The organism is Flavobacterium sp. CFBP9031, assembly GCF_034044945.1.
Lineage (GTDB): Bacteria > Bacteroidota > Bacteroidia > Flavobacteriales > Flavobacteriaceae > Flavobacterium.
Genome location: NZ_JAXCWF010000001.1, coordinates 76361 through 94413 on the forward strand (window position 1 = coordinate 76361; position 18053 = coordinate 94413).

The 18053-nt window shown below is 33.4% G+C and carries 7 protein-coding genes; all 7 read left to right on the forward strand.

Features of this window, described 5'->3' with window-relative positions; genetic code table 11:
• Window positions 1–2: 2 nt before the first annotated feature.
• The 7 genes from SOM12_RS00315 to SOM12_RS00345 all read left to right on the forward strand — a co-directional run bounded on the left by SOM12_RS00315 (window position 3) and on the right by SOM12_RS00345 (window position 17999).
• A complete protein-coding gene (locus SOM12_RS00315) occupies window positions 3–5150 on the forward strand; it encodes a T9SS type A sorting domain-containing protein (protein ID WP_320491980.1) in 5148 nt (1715 codons plus the stop codon).
• Window positions 5151–5153: 3 nt separating this feature from the next.
• The gene (locus SOM12_RS00320; protein ID WP_320491981.1) at window positions 5154–10787 is read left to right on the forward strand and encodes a fibronectin type III domain-containing protein; all 5634 of its coding nucleotides are present in this window, start codon (window positions 5154–5156) and stop codon (window positions 10785–10787) included.
• 10 nt (window positions 10788–10797) lie between these two features.
• Window positions 10798–11856, forward strand: coding sequence for a hypothetical protein (locus tag SOM12_RS00325; protein WP_320491982.1), 1059 nt, complete (start codon window positions 10798–10800; stop codon window positions 11854–11856).
• 96 nt (window positions 11857–11952) lie between these two features.
• Window positions 11953–12789, forward strand: a complete 837-nt coding sequence (locus SOM12_RS00330) for a hypothetical protein (protein ID WP_320491983.1) — start codon at window positions 11953–11955, stop codon at window positions 12787–12789.
• 29 nt (window positions 12790–12818) lie between these two features.
• A complete protein-coding gene (locus SOM12_RS00335) occupies window positions 12819–14111 on the forward strand; it encodes an IPT/TIG domain-containing protein (protein WP_320491984.1) in 1293 nt (430 codons plus the stop codon).
• Between the two features lie 80 nt (window positions 14112–14191).
• Window positions 14192–15535 (forward strand): PKD domain-containing protein, encoded by a 1344-nt coding sequence (locus SOM12_RS00340; protein WP_320491985.1) that lies wholly within the window; start codon window positions 14192–14194, stop codon window positions 15533–15535.
• A gap of 7 nt (window positions 15536–15542) precedes the next feature.
• Entirely contained in the window at window positions 15543–17999 is a 2457-nt protein-coding gene (locus tag SOM12_RS00345) for a hypothetical protein (protein WP_320491986.1), read from the forward strand.
• Window positions 18000–18053 lie beyond the last annotated feature (54 nt).

Consider the following 18053-nt stretch of genomic DNA (forward strand, 5'->3'; position numbering starts at 1 on the left):
CTATGAAGAAATTTTACTTATTTGTCATCTTATTGGTTTGCGGATTGGGATATGCTCAAGGTCAGACTGCGGAATTGGGTTCGTACGAAGTTATTTTTAATGGCTCAGTTTATAATGATGAACACCATAATTGCGGGACTGCATTTGTTACCTTAGAATTTAGCACTCCTGCAGATAATTATAAAGCCTTAGACATTACTTATTCTGATAATAGAAAGACTGATTACTATACTAATGTGAGAACTACATTCAAAGCGAATAAAGTTCTGCAATCTTTGTACTTTTCTGCTTCAAGATATGATAGGCAGTCTTGTAACGGAAATAGGCCTTATAATATGGGGAGACTTACGAGAAGAGATAGATTTCTTTGCTATAGTGATGATTTTCAATTTAAAGAATATAGAAATGTAGGCAGTGACGGGGATGGACTTGGTACATCTTCATTTAACATACAGATTCGTCCTGTGCTTGTAGTTGTTGATCCTGGGAGTAAAAATGATTTGCCAACCGACACAAAAGTTACGGTAAGTTCTAATACAGGGTTTGACAGTTCAGAATATAATTGGCAGTATTCATTTGATTATACCAGTCCATATGGTTGGGTCAACATGCCACAATTTGCAACAAAGTCAAGTTTTACTGCTAGTGCAAAAGATATTTTAGGTGATGCAGCGGGAGAATATCATGGTAAAAAGATTTATATAAGACAATTAGGATGTACTTCTGTTTCTAATGTGGTTACTTATATTGTTCGTCAGTCGGCTCCTTTAATTGAATCTTATCAAGAACAAGAAATGACATGTTTTGGTTCTAATGATGCTAAAGTGAACGTAAAATTTAACAGACCTCTATTTAATACCGAAAAATTGATTTTTAGTATTAAACGCTTTGATGAAATTTTAAATAAGTGGACAGACGTAATTTGTTCAGGACAAGCAGATAAGAACTCATTTAATGGAAGTAATTTTATAGCACCATGTAATTTTGAAAAAGGGAAGTATAGTCTAACTTTTGCAGGATATATTAATGATGCTACTACGAGTTCTATATATATAGATAGTAACCCTTATATATTTAATATAGGTGCGCCCGATCCTGTAGATTTTTCGATTAAGAAAAAAAATGATATTAATTGTCATGGAGGTTCAGACGGTGCAATAACTGTAACGGCCACTGGAGGAGCAAAAAGCGGCATTTTCCAATATTCTACCGATCATGGGGCAAATTGGAAAGATTTTCAAGATGGAGCTACAGCTTCTATTGAAGATCTAACTTTAGGCTATCATTATGTTAAAGTTCGAAAAATAAAAGATGCATCTGACATACTTGGTTGTATAGCGCTAACGCCAGAAAACAAGGAAAAAGAATTATCAGAAGAAATTACCCAGCCTGACGGACCGCTTGTTGTAGAAGGTAAAGTTTCAAAATCGAATCCTACTTTTCATAAAGCTGAAAATGGTACAATAACAGCTTCAATTTCTGGAGGAACACCAATAAAAGGTAATTCGTACGCTTTTATTTGGACAAATAGTAAAAACGAAACCATCGATGCAAGTAAGTCATCTACTCAATTTGCGAATAATGTTTTTACCATTTCACTAAAGAACGTTCCTGCCGATACTTATAAATTATCTGTAACAGACGAAAGAAAATGTTTGATAGATAAACAAATAGATCCAAACTTAGAAGTTGAGTTAATCGATCCTGATCCAATTGAAATTGAAATTACAGTAGAACAACAGATTTCTTGTAATTCAGAAAGCTTAAACCCGATTGGGGGCGAAGGCAAATCTTCAGACGGAATATTAAAAGCAACAGTAAAAGGCGGTGTGCCATTTGAAGGAGGAAATAATGGTGGTCAACCTTATAAAATCTTCTGGTCAAAATATAACGAGGATACAAAAGAATGGGATGAATTGGCAGACTATAAAAAACTCCTTGCCGAAAATCTTTCTCAAGGTATGTACTCTTTTAACGTTGAAGATGCTAATGGAATAGTACAGGGAACTTACGATACAGAAAAACTCTTAGAAGCAAAACCAGCTACTCAAAAAATTTCCGAACCTGATAAAATAGAGTTATTCTATACTTGGGGAGATGTTTCGTGTCATAAAGGCAATAACGGATGGGCAACTGTAACCGCAATAGGAGGAACTGGTGTTTATACTTATAAATGGTATAATACTGGGGAAGGAACTGTTGATGAAAATAAAATATCAAATTTAATTAAAGGAACATATACTGTTGATGTTACTGATGCAAATGGATGTTTTACCACATTAGAGATAGATATAGATGAGCCTGATTTTGCTGTAAGTATTAATTATGAGACATTAAAACCTCCTACTTTTTCAGGTGGTTCAAACGGTAAAATTGTAGCAGAAATAAAGGGAGGAACAGAATTTGACCCTTTGCTAAATGAAGGCAGACTATATAATTATGAGTGGAAAAATTCGGCTGGATTAGTGCAAAATCCAACTACAGAAGTAATAGATGGAATTTATACTATTACCTTGAATAACGTGCCAGCAGATTTTTATTATTTGACTGTAACAGATAAAAATTACAACGAAGCGACTGGTCAGACAGTGAATTGTACGGTTGCAGAATCTGAAGTTCAATTAACAGAACCAGATCCTATAAAAGTGGTTTTCAAAATTGTTCAGACTATTTCTTGTAATGCCAAAAATGAGTTTGGAGACAATACCGATACAACTCCAAAAGATAATCAGAGAGATGAATCTCAAGATGGGATTTTAAAGGCTTATGTTACAGGTGGAATTCCGCTTGCATTAGATGAAAATAGTGGATTACCGTATTATTTTTATTGGAAAAAACAAAAAGACGATGGTTCTTGGATTGACTTAACGAATATAAAAGGAGAAACAGCTTCAAATCTTTCTTATGGAACTTATGCGCTTAATGTAAAAGACAGAAACGGAATTGTTTTAGGAACTTATGTTAACAATGAGCTTGCAGAGGCGATAGATGTTACACAATTTATGGATCAGCCTCCAGTATTGTCTGTAAAAATTGAAAAAGGAGATGTTTTTTGTAATGGAGGTAATGACGGATGGGCAACTGCAACTGCAGAAGGAGGAAGCGGAGATTACACTTACGAATGGTCTAATGAAGTTAAATCGGATAAAAATACCGTTTTAAAAACAGGAAATTATTGGGTAATTGCAACAGACAAAAAAGGCTGTACAGCTTATGCTGAAGTTTTTATCGATCAGCCAAAAGCTCCGCTTGCCATTAAATATACTGAGGTTGTAAATCCGAGTTTCTATAAAGCAACAAACGGAAAAATTGTAGTTGAGGTTACAGGCGGAACTATCGCAGCAGACAATACCTATTGGTTTGAATGGAAAAATAGTAAAGGAACAACACAAACGAACACAAGCACGAGTTTTAGCAATAACATTTATACAATATCATTAACAGGACTTCCTGAAGAAACTTATACTTTAACGGTACGTGACGCTAATTACAATGCGGCGACAAATAAAACAAGTTGTACTGTGGCTAATTCTGTTACAGAGTTAGACGATCCAGATCCGCTTGAAGTTACGTTTGAAGTGATTCGTACTATTTCTTGTAATGTAAGCAACGAATTTGGAAACGAGATTGATGCTAATCCGCTAGATAATCAAAGAGATGAATCGCAAGATGGAATTTTAAAAGCGAATGTGAAAGGAGGTATTCAGCTTCCAGCAGAAAAAAATAATGGATTACCTTATTACTACACTTGGAAGAAAAAACAAGCCAACGGTTCTTGGGCTATCTGGAATAACACAGGAGATACAGCTGAATATCTTTCTGAAGGAACTTATGCACTAAACATTGAAGATGCCAACGGAATAAAATTGGGTACTTATGTGAATAATGTTTTAGTCAAAGAAATTGATGCCGAAAAGTATATTCCACAGCCGGATCAGTTGAAATTAACCTTTACAAAGTTTGATGTGGGCTGTACAACTGGAGATGACGGTTGGGCAGAAGTGCATGTAACAGGTGGAACGCCGCCTTATACATACGAATGGACAAACGGAGAAACAACTTCTAGAATAGAAAACATTACGACAAACAATTATTTTGTAATAGCGACAGATGCAAAAGGATGCGTAGTTCAAGGAAGTATTTTTGTGGGAGATCCTAACGGAATACTATCAACAGAAACGGTTAAAAATCCTATTTGCTATAAAGGAAACGACGGATCTATAGAACTTAATGTTACAGGAGGTAATTTGCCTTATACGTATTTATGGAATACAGGAGCCGTTACCAAAGATTTAAATAATCTTAGGGCTGGAAATTATGAAGTTACTATAACTTGTCCAGAGTGTTGCGTTTATAAAAAGCGATTTGTTTTAAAAGATCCTGAGCCAGTTATTGTCAACGTTGGTCCAGATCGAACTTTATGTATTGACCAAAGTCTAGATTTAGATGCTTCAATTAAAGATCCACAAGCAAAATACAGTTGGACTTCTACAAACGGATTCACTTCAAATGAAGCAAAAATCAATGTATCAAAAGCAGGAACATATCATGTAAAAGCTACTACGGCTTTAGGTTGTATTGGCGAAGATGAAATTGTGATAAAAACGAGCCAAATGGCCATTAGCGCAGAATTTTTATTGAGTTCTCAAGCGTATTTAGACGAGGAAGTAATTTTGGTTAATACCAGCAGTCCTTTTGGCGAAAGCACAGATTGGGTTGTTCCAAATGGAGTAAAAGTTGTTGAGCAAAAAGAAAAATACATCACCTTAAAGTTTGATGCAATTGGAGTGTATTCAATAGGCTTAAAGCAGACACAAGGAGAATGTTACGCAGTTTATACCAAGAACATTATGGTAGAACAACGCGGCACATTGCCAAATACCGAAACGGCATCTCAATTTATTATAGATTTTATTGTAACCCCAAATCCGAACAATGGTAATTTTAAAGCAATTGTAAATTTAGAAAACAACAGTGCGATAAATTTAAGACTGTTCTCCTCTTCTGGACAAAATACGATGATTCAAAAACAAGACTCAGGAAAGAAAAAGTACGAAGTAGATTTTAATACTTCACTACAATCTGGAGTATATATTGTCGTATTGGAGACGGGACAGCAAACATTGGTTAAAAAAATTATCATCAATTAAAAAATGAAGAACCTTTTCAACAACCTATATTTCTTTGTTCTATTTCTGTTTTTTAATGCAGTTGGATATGCACAATTATATCCAGTTCAATTGACACCAGTTTTTAATAGTCCGTATAGCGTCAAAATATCCGATTATGCTACAAGCATGGATACGAAGATGCAATTGTTGATTAATCCAACCGATATCTCTATCTCGCAAAGAAGAGTACGCTTAAAACTGTACATACAAGGTAACGGATTAAATATTCAAACCTCTGATTATGCGCAGGAACAAAGGCCGATTTATATAAATGGAGGGGAACTGCAAACCTTAACCAATGTCGATATTGCATCGCTTTTTAGGTTAGAAAACCTGCAAGGAATCTCTGCAACGCAATATGCGAATCCGCTGCCAGAAGGAATGTACAATTTTTGTTTTGAGATGTACGATTTTGTAACGAATCAAAAAATATCTCAAAAAAGCTGTGCTAGTTTATACCTGATATTAAATGATCCACCGTTATTAAATACACCGCAAAAAAACGAACAAATTGCTTCGACAGAGTTTCCTAATATTTTATTTACTTGGACACCGCGTCAGATCAACGCAACAAATGTTTCGTATAAATTTGAGCTAAAACAGCTTTTAGATCCAACATTAGATCCTCAAATTGGGTTTCAAATGTCGCCAACTTTATACGAAGAAACTTTATTTAGCACGGCTGTTTTATACAATTTGAGTATGCCAATACTTACTCCAGGTTTGCGTTACGCATGGAGAGTACGAGCGATTTCGACAACGGGACTTTCAGAAAATGCTGTTTTTAAAAATGACGGATATAGCGAAATATATTCTTTTAAATATACGGCTTCATGTACTGCGCCAACGTTTTTATTAAGCGAGTCCCAAAGTTCAAAAAGTGTAAAAATAACTTGGGAAGGAGTGCCAGAGCATACACGCTATCAGGTACAATACAAAAAACAAGGCGTTCGTAATGCACAATGGTTCTCTTCAAATAGTCTAAATAGACAAAGTTTAATTACCAATTTAGAGCCAGGAGTAACCTATGAATTTAGAGTGGGATCGAGCTGTGATCCAGCCGAAGACGGAGTTCAGTCCTTTACTTATTCTAACATAAGCACTTTTACCACACCAACAGAAAGTAATGGTGTGCCTGCATACAATTGTGGTATCGTTCCGCAAATCAATATTCAGAATCAAAAACCGCTAACCAATTTAATTCAAAGCGAGACATTTAGAGCTGGTGACTTTCCTGTAACTATTTTAGAACTAAGAGGAGAAAACAGCCCATATTCTGGACTCGGGTATATCATTGTTCCTTATTTAGCCGATACTAAAATTGCAGTAGAGTTTAAAGATATTGTAATCAATACCGACTATCAATTGATCAGTGGTGTTGTAGAAACGAGCTATAACCCAGATTGGAAAAATGTTACCGATATTGAAGATTTCACAGGAGAGGGCAAAGGCGGACAAATTGAAGAAAAAGTTCCTTTTATAATTAAAGATATTGTCATTAATGCTAATGGTGATATTGTTGTGAATGGCGTTGACGGCGAGCAGATAACTATTCCTGGAGGAAAAGACACTGTAATTACAGACAGTGGAGGATTAGATGCTAACGGAAAAGCTATTCCGCCAAAAGTGTACAATGTAGATAGTGGAGGAAACGGAAGTAATGAAGGCGTGCCAGTTGCCAAAGGAGGAAAACCATCACCAGAAAATACAGATGGTGTAGATAAAAGCGGTCAAGCTACAGCATTTACAGCCAAAGGTATTTCGATTGCTTTTTCTGGAAACGGAAGCAAGTATGCTTTTGATGTAATGCCAGAAGGTGCATCTGCAGCTTTAAAGAAATTGTATGCCAAAGCAGGCGATAACGTATTGCCTTATAAAGCAGTTTTAAATGGTGATTCTGATACAATGTTGGCTACGGTAACCCTTACAGATGCCAAAATAAATCTGGATAGTATAGTTTTTAAAACCCAGAATGGAGCAAAAATTGACTTTACAAGGAATGACAAAATATTTGTTCTTACTGTAAAAGGAAGTCTAACGTATGCCGAAGAACAAATATTAGCAATCGTAAAACAAGGTGAGAAATGGCAAGTTATTGGTGCATTTATGCTAGTGCATATTTCGCCAAAAGATGTTAATGTGGCCTTGGTTCCCACTGATGATGTCTCTGCTGATAAGTTAAATGTAATTATTGCTGAAACACAGAGGATTTATAGTAAAATTGGCGTTAAAATTAACTTTAAGAAGGAGGCGGTTTTAAGTATAGATAAGATAGTTTCAGGCAATGTAATTCAAACCGATAAAAATACTATTACTTCTACTTACAGTGCAGAACAGCTAAAGATAAATGCATCATATCAAGGTTCTCGTGACGGTTATGTTTTGTTTATTACAAACAAGATTTCTAGCACGAAACAAGATGGATATATGCGTTTGAATGGACAATTTGGATATGTATTCGCGAAAGCTAATAATGGCAAAGAAAATCTTGCTACTGCAGCTCATGAGTTAGGGCATGGAATCTTTAAGCTAGAACATCCTTTTGAACAGTATAAAACAGCCGAAGGCAGTACTAGTTTCTTAATGGATTATAGTACCACAAGTACTCTTTTGAACCATTTGGATTGGAAACAGATTAATGATCCTGCATTTAAATTATATGCATTTCAGAGTCAGAGTAGTGGGGAAAAAGTGGATAAGGAATTTGTACTTAAAGAAGATGGTTACTTCTTAACTCCTGCAAACAAATTAATAAAGCTTTCAAAAGGAACTGAGATTATCTTTACTTGCGATCAGCCGCAAAGTATAAATAATGGAGCACTATTTTCATTTAAAACGCCAGACGGTGTTTATTGGCATAGTACTTTAAATCCAAATAAGGGAGTCACTGAAACGTCTTTCAAAGGTTATTTTAAAGCGACTGCTGAAGGGTGGGATAAGGATAAGAAGACTGGAAATTTAATTTCATATTCAGATTCAAATTTTAAATATAATTCTGCAGGAAAATATGCTGTGTACATTATCAATATGCTTTCTATTGATAATCAGAAAAAAGAGTACCGTATTTTAAAGCAGGAAATGCAACTTATTGCTCAACAGATAAGTACAACAAACTCCTTTATTGGTAATATTACTAAGTTATCATATGAAGGTAATAATGGTCTAGTTGAAACAATATCATCAACAGGCTGTTCTACTAAACCTGGGGAAGAAAATAATGATAACATTGCAGACATAAGTTATAAAGATTATTTAGCTGGTTTAGGAAAAGCTGCAAATAAAGGTTATAGAGAAGATCTTGTAGAAGTTAATGCTTCAGAGTCTCATTTGTATGATTATTCAGGAGTTATTTCTGCGAAAGAAAAATTAAAAGTTTTTGCTCAAATACAGAATATTAGTGATACATCAGGTTTAGTTGCAAAAATATTTATTACAGACGCACAAACTCTTCCAACGAAGAAAAAAGAAGTAACAGATTACTTAGCAAAATTATCAGGTTCGCAAATAGCAGTTTGGGTTGATTTTGATTCATCTGGAAAAGCTACAGTAAAAACTATTTTAGGAAATAGTGTTAGTGGCAGTGGGAATAAAGATGTAAATAAATTTTTGGCTCTTCTAAGTGAAGTAATTCCAAAATTTGATGGTACTTACACCTATTTTAACCCTCTAACAGCAATTTTAGATGGTGTAGCAAGTATTGTTACAAAAGCTAAAATACCAGAACGTTTCTTTAATCCTGAAATTACAACAAAAGATTATAATCCTGTTTTGTTTTATGTAAGCTTAGTTGATCCTTTTGCTTGGTCACTATTAATTAATGATCAAGTCCTAGCAGAATGGAATATCAGTATCTCAAATTCAAAAGAAGTAAGTATGAATCACATTTACTTTGCATTTAAATGTGGTATATGGAATGGTTTTGTGGATCAAGTAAAAGGTCTTGCAGAAATGGCGGCTATTGTTACTAATATTATAGACGGAGGTGAGCGCGCAGGAGAAATGTGGGAAGGATTAAAAAAACTTGGCATTTTTTGTACATCAACCACAAAGGATGAGGTTTGCATTTGGTCGTTAATAAAAAAATCACATACGGGACAATCGTGCCAAATTGCTGAAACTGTTGGTTATGACGTGGCAAACATTATAACTATTGCGGCTTCATTTACCAAAGCGGGCAAAATTGCTCAAATATCTCAGGTAATGGAGTCTTTAGATGTAATAAATCTAATAATGAAAGGTGCTGGGAAATTTATTAATGTAACGGTTAAAACTACTGGTACCGTTATTAAATTTAGTTATACTGTTACTAAGGCTTTTATTAAACCTGGATTCAAAATAGTAAAAGGAGGAGTGCCTTATTGTGTCGTTTTTCCTATTATTATCGATTTAACTGAGAATGTTGATAATGCAGTCAACAAGGCTAGAGAACTTCTTAAAAAGGCAGAATTAGATGGTCAGTTAACAATTGTGACTCCAGCAGATATGGATGGGAACGTAATTGCCGAAATAGTTGTAAATGGAGAAAAAACGAAAGTACTATTAAATGAAAGCGAAGAAAAACTAAGAAAAAGTGTTGGTGAACTTATTGAAGAAGCAAGCGAAACCCTTTTAGCTCGTTTAAAAAAGTTAGGTTTAACAGAAGACGAAATAAATAATGTTTTAGATAAAATAGGTAATTCGCTTGACAATACTAACAAATTAACAAACATACTTGAAAAGGCTCCTTTTAAAGATGATCTTGCTAAATTAAAAGATTTTCTTAACGATATAACTCAAAGTGCAGATTTACAAGATTTAATTAGAGAAGGAAAAGATTTTAGTAAAGAATGGTATTTACTGAAAAAAGCAGGAAGAGACAGTAAGTTGCTAAGAAGTAGAGCAACTATAGAATCGATATCTGAAATTATAAATGACGCTTCAATGAGGAAAATATTAGGAAGCGAAATGGATGATATTATGGAGAAATTTATTACTGCACATAAAGATTCTGGATGGGGTTGGAACAAATTTTCTCTTCAAGAACACATGCGAATGCTTAAAGTTATTGCAAACAAATATGAGGGGGTACAGGGATTTAATAAAAGTTTACGAGATGCTTTAAATAATCCAAATCCTTCAATGCAAGATGGTTTATGGCATATGATGAAAGATTTAGAAAAAAGAGGAATTCCAAGAGAAAAAATAAAAGCGTTTGACTTGGAATTCGACGCAGATGATTTACCGTGTTTAAAATGTAAGTTTGATGTGGAATTAAACGGCACAGGTAATGAATTAAAATATTTAGAGTATAAGAGTTATAAAAACCCTTCTAAAATAAGTAAACCGCAGTTTTTAAATTATATTTCGATGGTTGATAATCTCGAGCAATTGCAATATGTTTTTAATAAATCAAAATTATCTTTGGATGAGATAAAAGCTAGTATGAAAGATTTTTTATTAAATAATTCTGACAGCATGTTTAAACCTGTTAGTCAAGGCGGAATAGGAAAAGATAAGATAAAACAACTTTTTGAGTTCGGTAATTTTAAATTTGATAATGTTACAGAGTTTAAAAATTTATTAAACAAGAACGAGAGCTTTAGAGATAATGCACTAAAATTTGTAAAAACTAATTAAGTATTAAAATATGTATTTTGAAAAAAGAATATTGAGAGAGGTAAACGAAATAGATATTAGTATAGATTATGAAATAATTTGTTACAGTGATAGAATTACTATTGATAAAGGAGAAATTGTTTCTGGTAATATAAACTATTTTAAAAGATTTGAAAATAGATTGTTGGTAGAAATCAATGATGGAGAGTCGGTTTATATTTACAATTTAGAGGATTATTCGAAATTTAGAATTGAAAAACAAGGAGAATTTTTAACTAATAAAATTATTCTTTTAGGGTATTGGAATGATACTTATACGATGCGACTAACTAAAGCAATAGACTTTACAAATAAAAATTCTGAACTATGGGAATCAGAAAGAACTTTTGCTAAAACATTTGTTTTTAATAATAATTTTTTTTCGCTTGCTAGTAATTTAATTTCATTAAATGAAATAGTAAATAGTAGAATTCTATGGCAATATGATTTAACTACCAAATACAATTGGAAACAAAAGGCTGATTATATAGATGAACCGCCAGTAGAAAAGCAAGCAGAAGTAATTAAATTTTTGGGAGTTTATAAAAATGAACTTTGGATGATATTAAACAGTGGGGCATTATTAGCATTAAATACAGAAACAGGAGAGGAATCCCGCTATATCAAGAATGGGAAAATGATACTAGGCGAAAGTGAGTTTGAGGATTTTAAGGGTTATTTCGGTTATGATACTGTTTTAGATGAGAAAGACGGTTTGATTTTTAATTTGAGCAGGCATTTTTATGCCGTTTTCGATATAAATTCAAAGAATGACTTTTTTGACAGTTATAGTTTTAAAGAATCTTCTATTAAGCACAAACTCAATCTAAATTATATTGGAGGGCATGATGCTGACAGGATTTTTGCTTATGAGGGCAGTGATAATAATCGCTTTGCCGTTTTCGACAGAGCAAAAAAGGAAATTATATGGAGTGGAGAAATAGAAGATGCCAAGAATAAATTTCCTGCTATTAGGAGTATGAAGTATGGAGGTGATAAGATATATGTTTTAGACCATAACAGTACTTTGCATATTTTCGAGAGGGAGTAGAAATAAAAAATATAAACATAAACATAAAGAATTATTGTTGTTAAGAAGCGATGATATTTTTAAAAACAAAAAGAGACAAAAAATAAAAATTTTCATATGAAAAAAAATCTTTTAACCCTAATAGTAATGCTAATTAGCATTGGTGGGTTTGCACAAAAATTAAAAATTGACAAAGGCGAAATAAAACTGGACGAAAAAACAATAGGTTTTGTGGAAGGCAAAAAACCTCTTTTTACCATTTTTAGTTTAGATAAAAGTTACTCAATTACGGCAGAACTAAAGAAAGCTCCAAATGAAGAGTCTTTGGTATTGCCATGGATTGAAATTAAAGATGAAGCGACAGGGAAATCAAACGAATTAGACTTTAAGAACAAAAGCAGAAAATTTAGTGCCTTCAATTACGATCGAAGTATTATCTATGAATTATTGGACAGAGGTATGATAGGAGCAGAAGGTTTAAACAAAGAAGCAATTGAAAGTTTTATCAATGGCGCATCGGCAGGTATAGCTGCAAAGCGTTTGGGCGTTCAAGGCGAAATAGATAATGCTGGTAAAATTGCAGACACCTATCAGTTAGCGATTGATGATTATGGTACAATCTTTAGCGTTAAGGCACAAAATAAAGATATAGACGATAAAAGAATTGGGTTTATCAGAATAACATCACCGTCTCAAAATGGAGATTTAAAATATGAAGTAGTAGATCTTGATAATAATTTAGTAGGAACTTGGTTTGCCAGAGGCGGTATGTTCTCTGGATATGAAAAACTATTAAATCAGGAAGTCATTACATTCAACGGAAAAGTGTTTAAAGCGACTTTCGACAATAGAGGAAACCCTACAGGTTACAAAATGAGTAAAGATATAACAGCAATGAATATTGTGAGAGTTTTGGTTGGAAATGGATATGCTTTAGGAAGTCAGTCTAAATAGAATTAAAAAAAAATCATAAAATAATTAAAATGAAAAAAACAGTCTTATTAGCCGCAGTATTGCAACTTTTTATGGTACTAGGCAGCTGTAGCTCAGATTCAGATAGTCCTTCAACTCCTGAACCGCCAGTTGTTGTAATAAAAGCAGCAAAAGTAACATCATACTCTAAAAACTTTGGAGAAGCAGGAGAAACCATTACAATCTATGGAGAAAATTTTTCTGATAAGATAACAGATATTAAAATTGCCTTTGATGGAGTTTCTGCAACAGTTGTTTCGTCAACAGCTACTGAGATTGTATTCAAACTGCCGTCAACTGAAAAACTAGTGCCACAATTGTCTTTAACAATTGAGAATAGAACTATTACGAATGAAGTTAAGAATGCTTATCAGGGAAATATAGGTGTTTTGCCTAAATCATCTACTACTGATTGGTTTACAATGGACAATGTTCTGAAAAATGAGAATAAGGTCTATAGTGTTCAAGTCGTCAGCGATAAAATAATGTACTATTCTATGGCTGATTATGGAGCAAGTGGAGTTTACAGAACGATTGACGGAGGTATTACTTTTGTAGAATGGGGAAGAACTGGTTTTTCTGGGGCTTTTTCGGCTACTAAAAATGACGAAGGCTGGGCAGATACAGCATTTGGAATTCAAAAGGTACCTGTTGGAGGTTCTCCAAAAATGGATTTTATCAGCGCAACAACAAAAGACATTTATTACTCTGTTTATGTTGATGATGATATGAAAAAGGGAACTATAATTACTTCATACGGAGATGTTTATAGTACAGCTGATGGAGTTGAGTTTTCACAAGTCTATGATGCTCATTTTCTTGATAAAGGTTTCGATTCAGGATCTATAATCAAATCTGATGAAATTGACAATGATCATATTTGGGCTATTGGTATGAAAAAAGTGGAAAATATATATTATCCTTTTATTTTATTTAAAAATAATGAAACTGAGGGGTGGAAGGAACATTATTTTGCAAGTGAACCAAATACTTTAGCAGGAGAAGTATCTTTTGCAGATAAGGCAAATGGTTATTTTTTAATTAATAACTCAACTATATACAAAACTACAGATGGCGGCGATACTTGGACTAAAATTTATAGTGGAGAAAAATTCACAAAATTGGCGTTTAAAGATGCTAATACGGGTTGGGCAGTTTTAGAAAATAAAATTTACAAAACAGTAGATGGAGCTAAAACATGGACACTTGATTACACAAATACGCAAGCGATCAAAGCAATTGGTTATAAAAACAATATTGTTTGGGCTATTTCTATAGATAAAATTATCAAACGTTATCTGTAATTTTTAATCAATAGAATTCAAAATATAGAATAAAAAGCACTGCAGTTTTTTAATAGCTGCAGTGTTTTAAAATGCACTGAATGAAAAAAAAATTACTCTTATTCTTACTTTTCGTTATTACTTCTTGTTATCAGGAAACTGCTATAGTCATAGAAGGTGAGTTCACGACTTCGTATGTTGATCAGGATGAATCTATACCCGTTATTATTAAAATTGATAATAAAATAACGGGTGCAGATACATATGAATGGACATTTGAGGGCGGAAATCCTTCTGTTTCAAATTCTAAAAATCCAGGCGAGATTTTATACAGCAAGCAGGGAACTTATACCATCAAAGTAACGGCAAAAAATGTAGATGGCGAGAGTAGGGAATTTACTCAAACTGTTGTGATAAAAGAAGGAATTAATATTGAGTTTACGCATGAAATTGTAAAAAGCAATTATTCTCCTGTTGAGGTAATCTTAAAGAATGCTACTATTGGAGAAGGCTTGACTTTTAATTGGGAATTTCAAGACGGTTCGCCAGCTTCTTTTTCAGGAAAAACACCCCCAAATGTTGTATTTACAACTCCTGGAGAGCACATAATAATTTTGACGGTGTCAAACGGTTTTGAATCTGAAAAACAGACTAAAACCATTACTGTTGCTCCGTATGTGGTAAGCTTGTTTACCTATGAGCCAAAGTTTGAAGATGACGATTACGAAGCTCCTGTAACAATTAATTTTACAAACAAATCTGTCAGCGCAACCCATTACAAATGGACATTTGAAGGCGGAAATCCAGCTGTTTCTACAGAAGAGAATCCAACTGTTGTTTTTACAAGTGCAGGCGCTCATGAAGTTACTTTAGAAGCTTTTAATGATAAAACAAGTCACATTTTCAAATCGACTATTACAGTTCTGCCCGATACAAATCTGCGAACATTTACTAATGTAAAATTAGGAATTAACACAGCACATAACGGCAATAATATTGGTGCCATGTTCTCAACAGTTACACGCGAAGTTTACAAGGCAAACGAAGTTAACGATGAGAATAGCAACCTGATAGATATTGTATTTCAAGGTTTAAACAGCAATTTTACCTACAACAGATTCATCTCTCCAGATCAGGGCAATAACTATGGGTTTTTAGCATTAAAAAATGCACAAAGCACCATTTTTGTAAATTCTCAAAGCTTGTGCAATTGTGGTTTAAACTTTACCGAAGCACAATTCGACAATATGGTAAATGACACGCCTATAAAAGCATTAAACATAAATTATAGCGCTGGAGGAGCACAGGAATTTGGATTTGCTTATCCGAGAATTATTTTATTTAAAACACAAGACGGCAGAAAAGGTGCCATTAAAATAAAAGAAATGGTAAAGAACGGTGCAAGTTCTTATATTTTATGCGACATCAAAGTTCAAAAACAATAACCGGTAAATGAAGATAAAGAATAATAAAATCTTGTTTTGGTTATGTATTGTTTTGGCCTGTTGTTTTTACGGGAAAGGATATGCGCAGGATGTAGATTTGGAGAATTTTTATAAACCTAATTTTAAGGTAACAGGGAATATTAATGCCAATATGATGTACTACAATTCAAATATGGAAAATTCACGTGAACCTTTCACTTATCTGTTTTCAGGGAGTTTGAATATTAGTGCTTTTAATTTTAGCGTTCCGTTGTTTTATAGTTTTACCAATCAAGGAGATAATTTAGGATATACTGCTCCATTTGATTTTAACAGATTAAGTATTATGCCCAAATACAAATGGGTAAAGGCTTATATTGGAAATGTGAGTATGACATTTTCACCTTATACATTAAGTGGTTATCCATTTAAAGGAGTCGGATTAGAACTGACGCCAAACAGTCCGTTTAAAGTGTCGTTAATGGGAGGACAGCTCCTTAAAGCCGTTTCAGCAGAAAATGCTTCAGGAGGAATTCCGATTTATCAGCGTTTTGGTTATGGAGCAAAAGTAGGTTTTGAGAAAGCCCAATATAAGTTAGGTTGGATTGGCTTTTATGCCAAAGACGATGCTAATTCATTAAACATGGTAAATGATAACGGAGTTACGCCAAAAGAAAACTTTGTAAACAGTTTGATTTTTAGCACTTCGGTAGTCAAAAATTTAAATTTAAATGTCGAGTATGCCTTGTCTGTATTAACAGATGATACTAGAAGTGAAAGTCTTTCGGGCGGAGGTTTTCGAGATAAAATATTTTCTGGTAAAGAAAGTACGAGTTATATGAACGCTTTCAATGTTAATTTCGATTATAATATTCAGAAAAGCACTGTCGGATTAACTTACGAGCGTATTGATCCTAATTATAATACCCTTGGGGCATTATATTTTAATAATGATTTAGAAAACATCGCGTTGCGTTTTGCGAGACCTTTTTATCAAGATAAAATAACAGTTTCGACCAGTTTAGGATTTCAAAAAGACGATTTAGAGAAAATTAAAAAACAAGATACAAAACGTGTTGTAGGATCTATCAACATGAATTATAGAGTTACAGATCAAATTAACATTACGGGTAGTTATTCTAATTTTTCTACTTATACCAATAAAAAATTAGATCAGTTTGAACTTATAAATAATCCAAATGTAGTGCAGGCAGATACTTTAGATTACAGACAATTGTCTCAAAATGCTAATGTGAATATGTCTTATGCTTTCGGAAAAAAAAGAAATCAAAACTTAAACTTTAATTATAGTATTGCAGGTCAGGCCAACGAGCAAGGAGGCGTGATTAGAAAAGGTCAGGCGAGCACGGTTCAAAATTATAACTTGGCGCACACCGTTAGTTTTCTTGCAACGAAAGTCGCTTTAAACAGCTCACTAAATTATACCAAAAATGAAGTGAGCCGAAACAATAATTCATCTATGGGAGCTTCAGTTGGAGCTTCAAAAAAACTATTCAAAGACAAGCTAAATACAAACCTTGGATTTCTTTATAATAATTCGCAAGGAAATATGAATTCAAGCTCTGTATTTGGAATCAAGTTCAACAATAGTTACGTAATGTATCAAAGGCATAATTTTGGTTTAAATGTTATTTCAATGTTTAGAAGTAGCACGAATACAGACAAATTTAATGATTTGACGGCTACTTTAAATTACACCTGTTCATTAGATAAAATTAAGCTTCCTGCCAAGAAAGAGTCTAAAAAAGAAAAAGAAGAGGTTTTAAATCCTATTCTAAAAATAAATCATAAAGACAAAACGTACGAAGGAACGAGAGACGAAATTATACAGCAACTTCAGGATATGCAGTCAGCGCTTCGTCCGATGCCAAAAGAAGATTCAGAAGAATTGCAACATCTCTTGACGCTTACTACTTTGACGCCAGATGATGATAGCTTCAAAGAAAAAGCGTTGAATTATTTAAAAGCATACGATTTAAATAATGACATCTTAAATAAATACGACAATTACATTCATGAAACGGTTAAAAGTTTACGAGAAGAAATGGCTCGTAAAGACGAAGGATATGAGAATGATTATGTGATGGCTCTAGGAAGAGTAAACAAACATAAGATGCATGGTGTAGATGAAAAAGACGTCACAGATAAAGTGAGCTATAATTCATATTTAAAACTGGTAGACAGAAAAAATAAAAAATTACAGCCTTTATTAGTTCATCGATGGATGCTTAATGAGATTGGAATACTTTCAAATACACCTGTAGATCAGCTTCGTCAAAATGAAAACCTTTCAGCTTTTAATAAAGAAGAGCTAGGGGATTTCTTTAAAATGATGAAAGAGAAAAAAACAGATGCAGCAATAATCGAAGAAATAAAAATCAAACTAATTCCATTCTATCATGATTTAGCAGTTAAAAATGTTAAAGATGGAGAAGTCGATTTTAAATTTTTAAAGAATAATTAATAGTCCAATAAACTCTTTTGCTGTTCGAAAGAGTAAAAATATAAAAGAAGTCGG

Coding starts and splice junctions, on each gene's coding strand:
- SOM12_RS00315 (WP_320491980.1), top strand. CDS start 3: ATGAAGAAATTTTACTTATTTGTCATCTTATTGGTTTGCGGATTGGGA.
- SOM12_RS00320 (WP_320491981.1), top strand. CDS start 5,154: ATGAAGAACCTTTTCAACAACCTATATTTCTTTGTTCTATTTCTGTTT.
- SOM12_RS00325 (WP_320491982.1), top strand. CDS start 10,798: ATGTATTTTGAAAAAAGAATATTGAGAGAGGTAAACGAAATAGATATT.
- SOM12_RS00330 (WP_320491983.1), top strand. CDS start 11,953: ATGAAAAAAAATCTTTTAACCCTAATAGTAATGCTAATTAGCATTGGT.
- SOM12_RS00335 (WP_320491984.1), top strand. CDS start 12,819: ATGAAAAAAACAGTCTTATTAGCCGCAGTATTGCAACTTTTTATGGTA.
- SOM12_RS00340 (WP_320491985.1), top strand. CDS start 14,192: ATGAAAAAAAAATTACTCTTATTCTTACTTTTCGTTATTACTTCTTGT.
- SOM12_RS00345 (WP_320491986.1), top strand. CDS start 15,543: ATGAAGATAAAGAATAATAAAATCTTGTTTTGGTTATGTATTGTTTTG.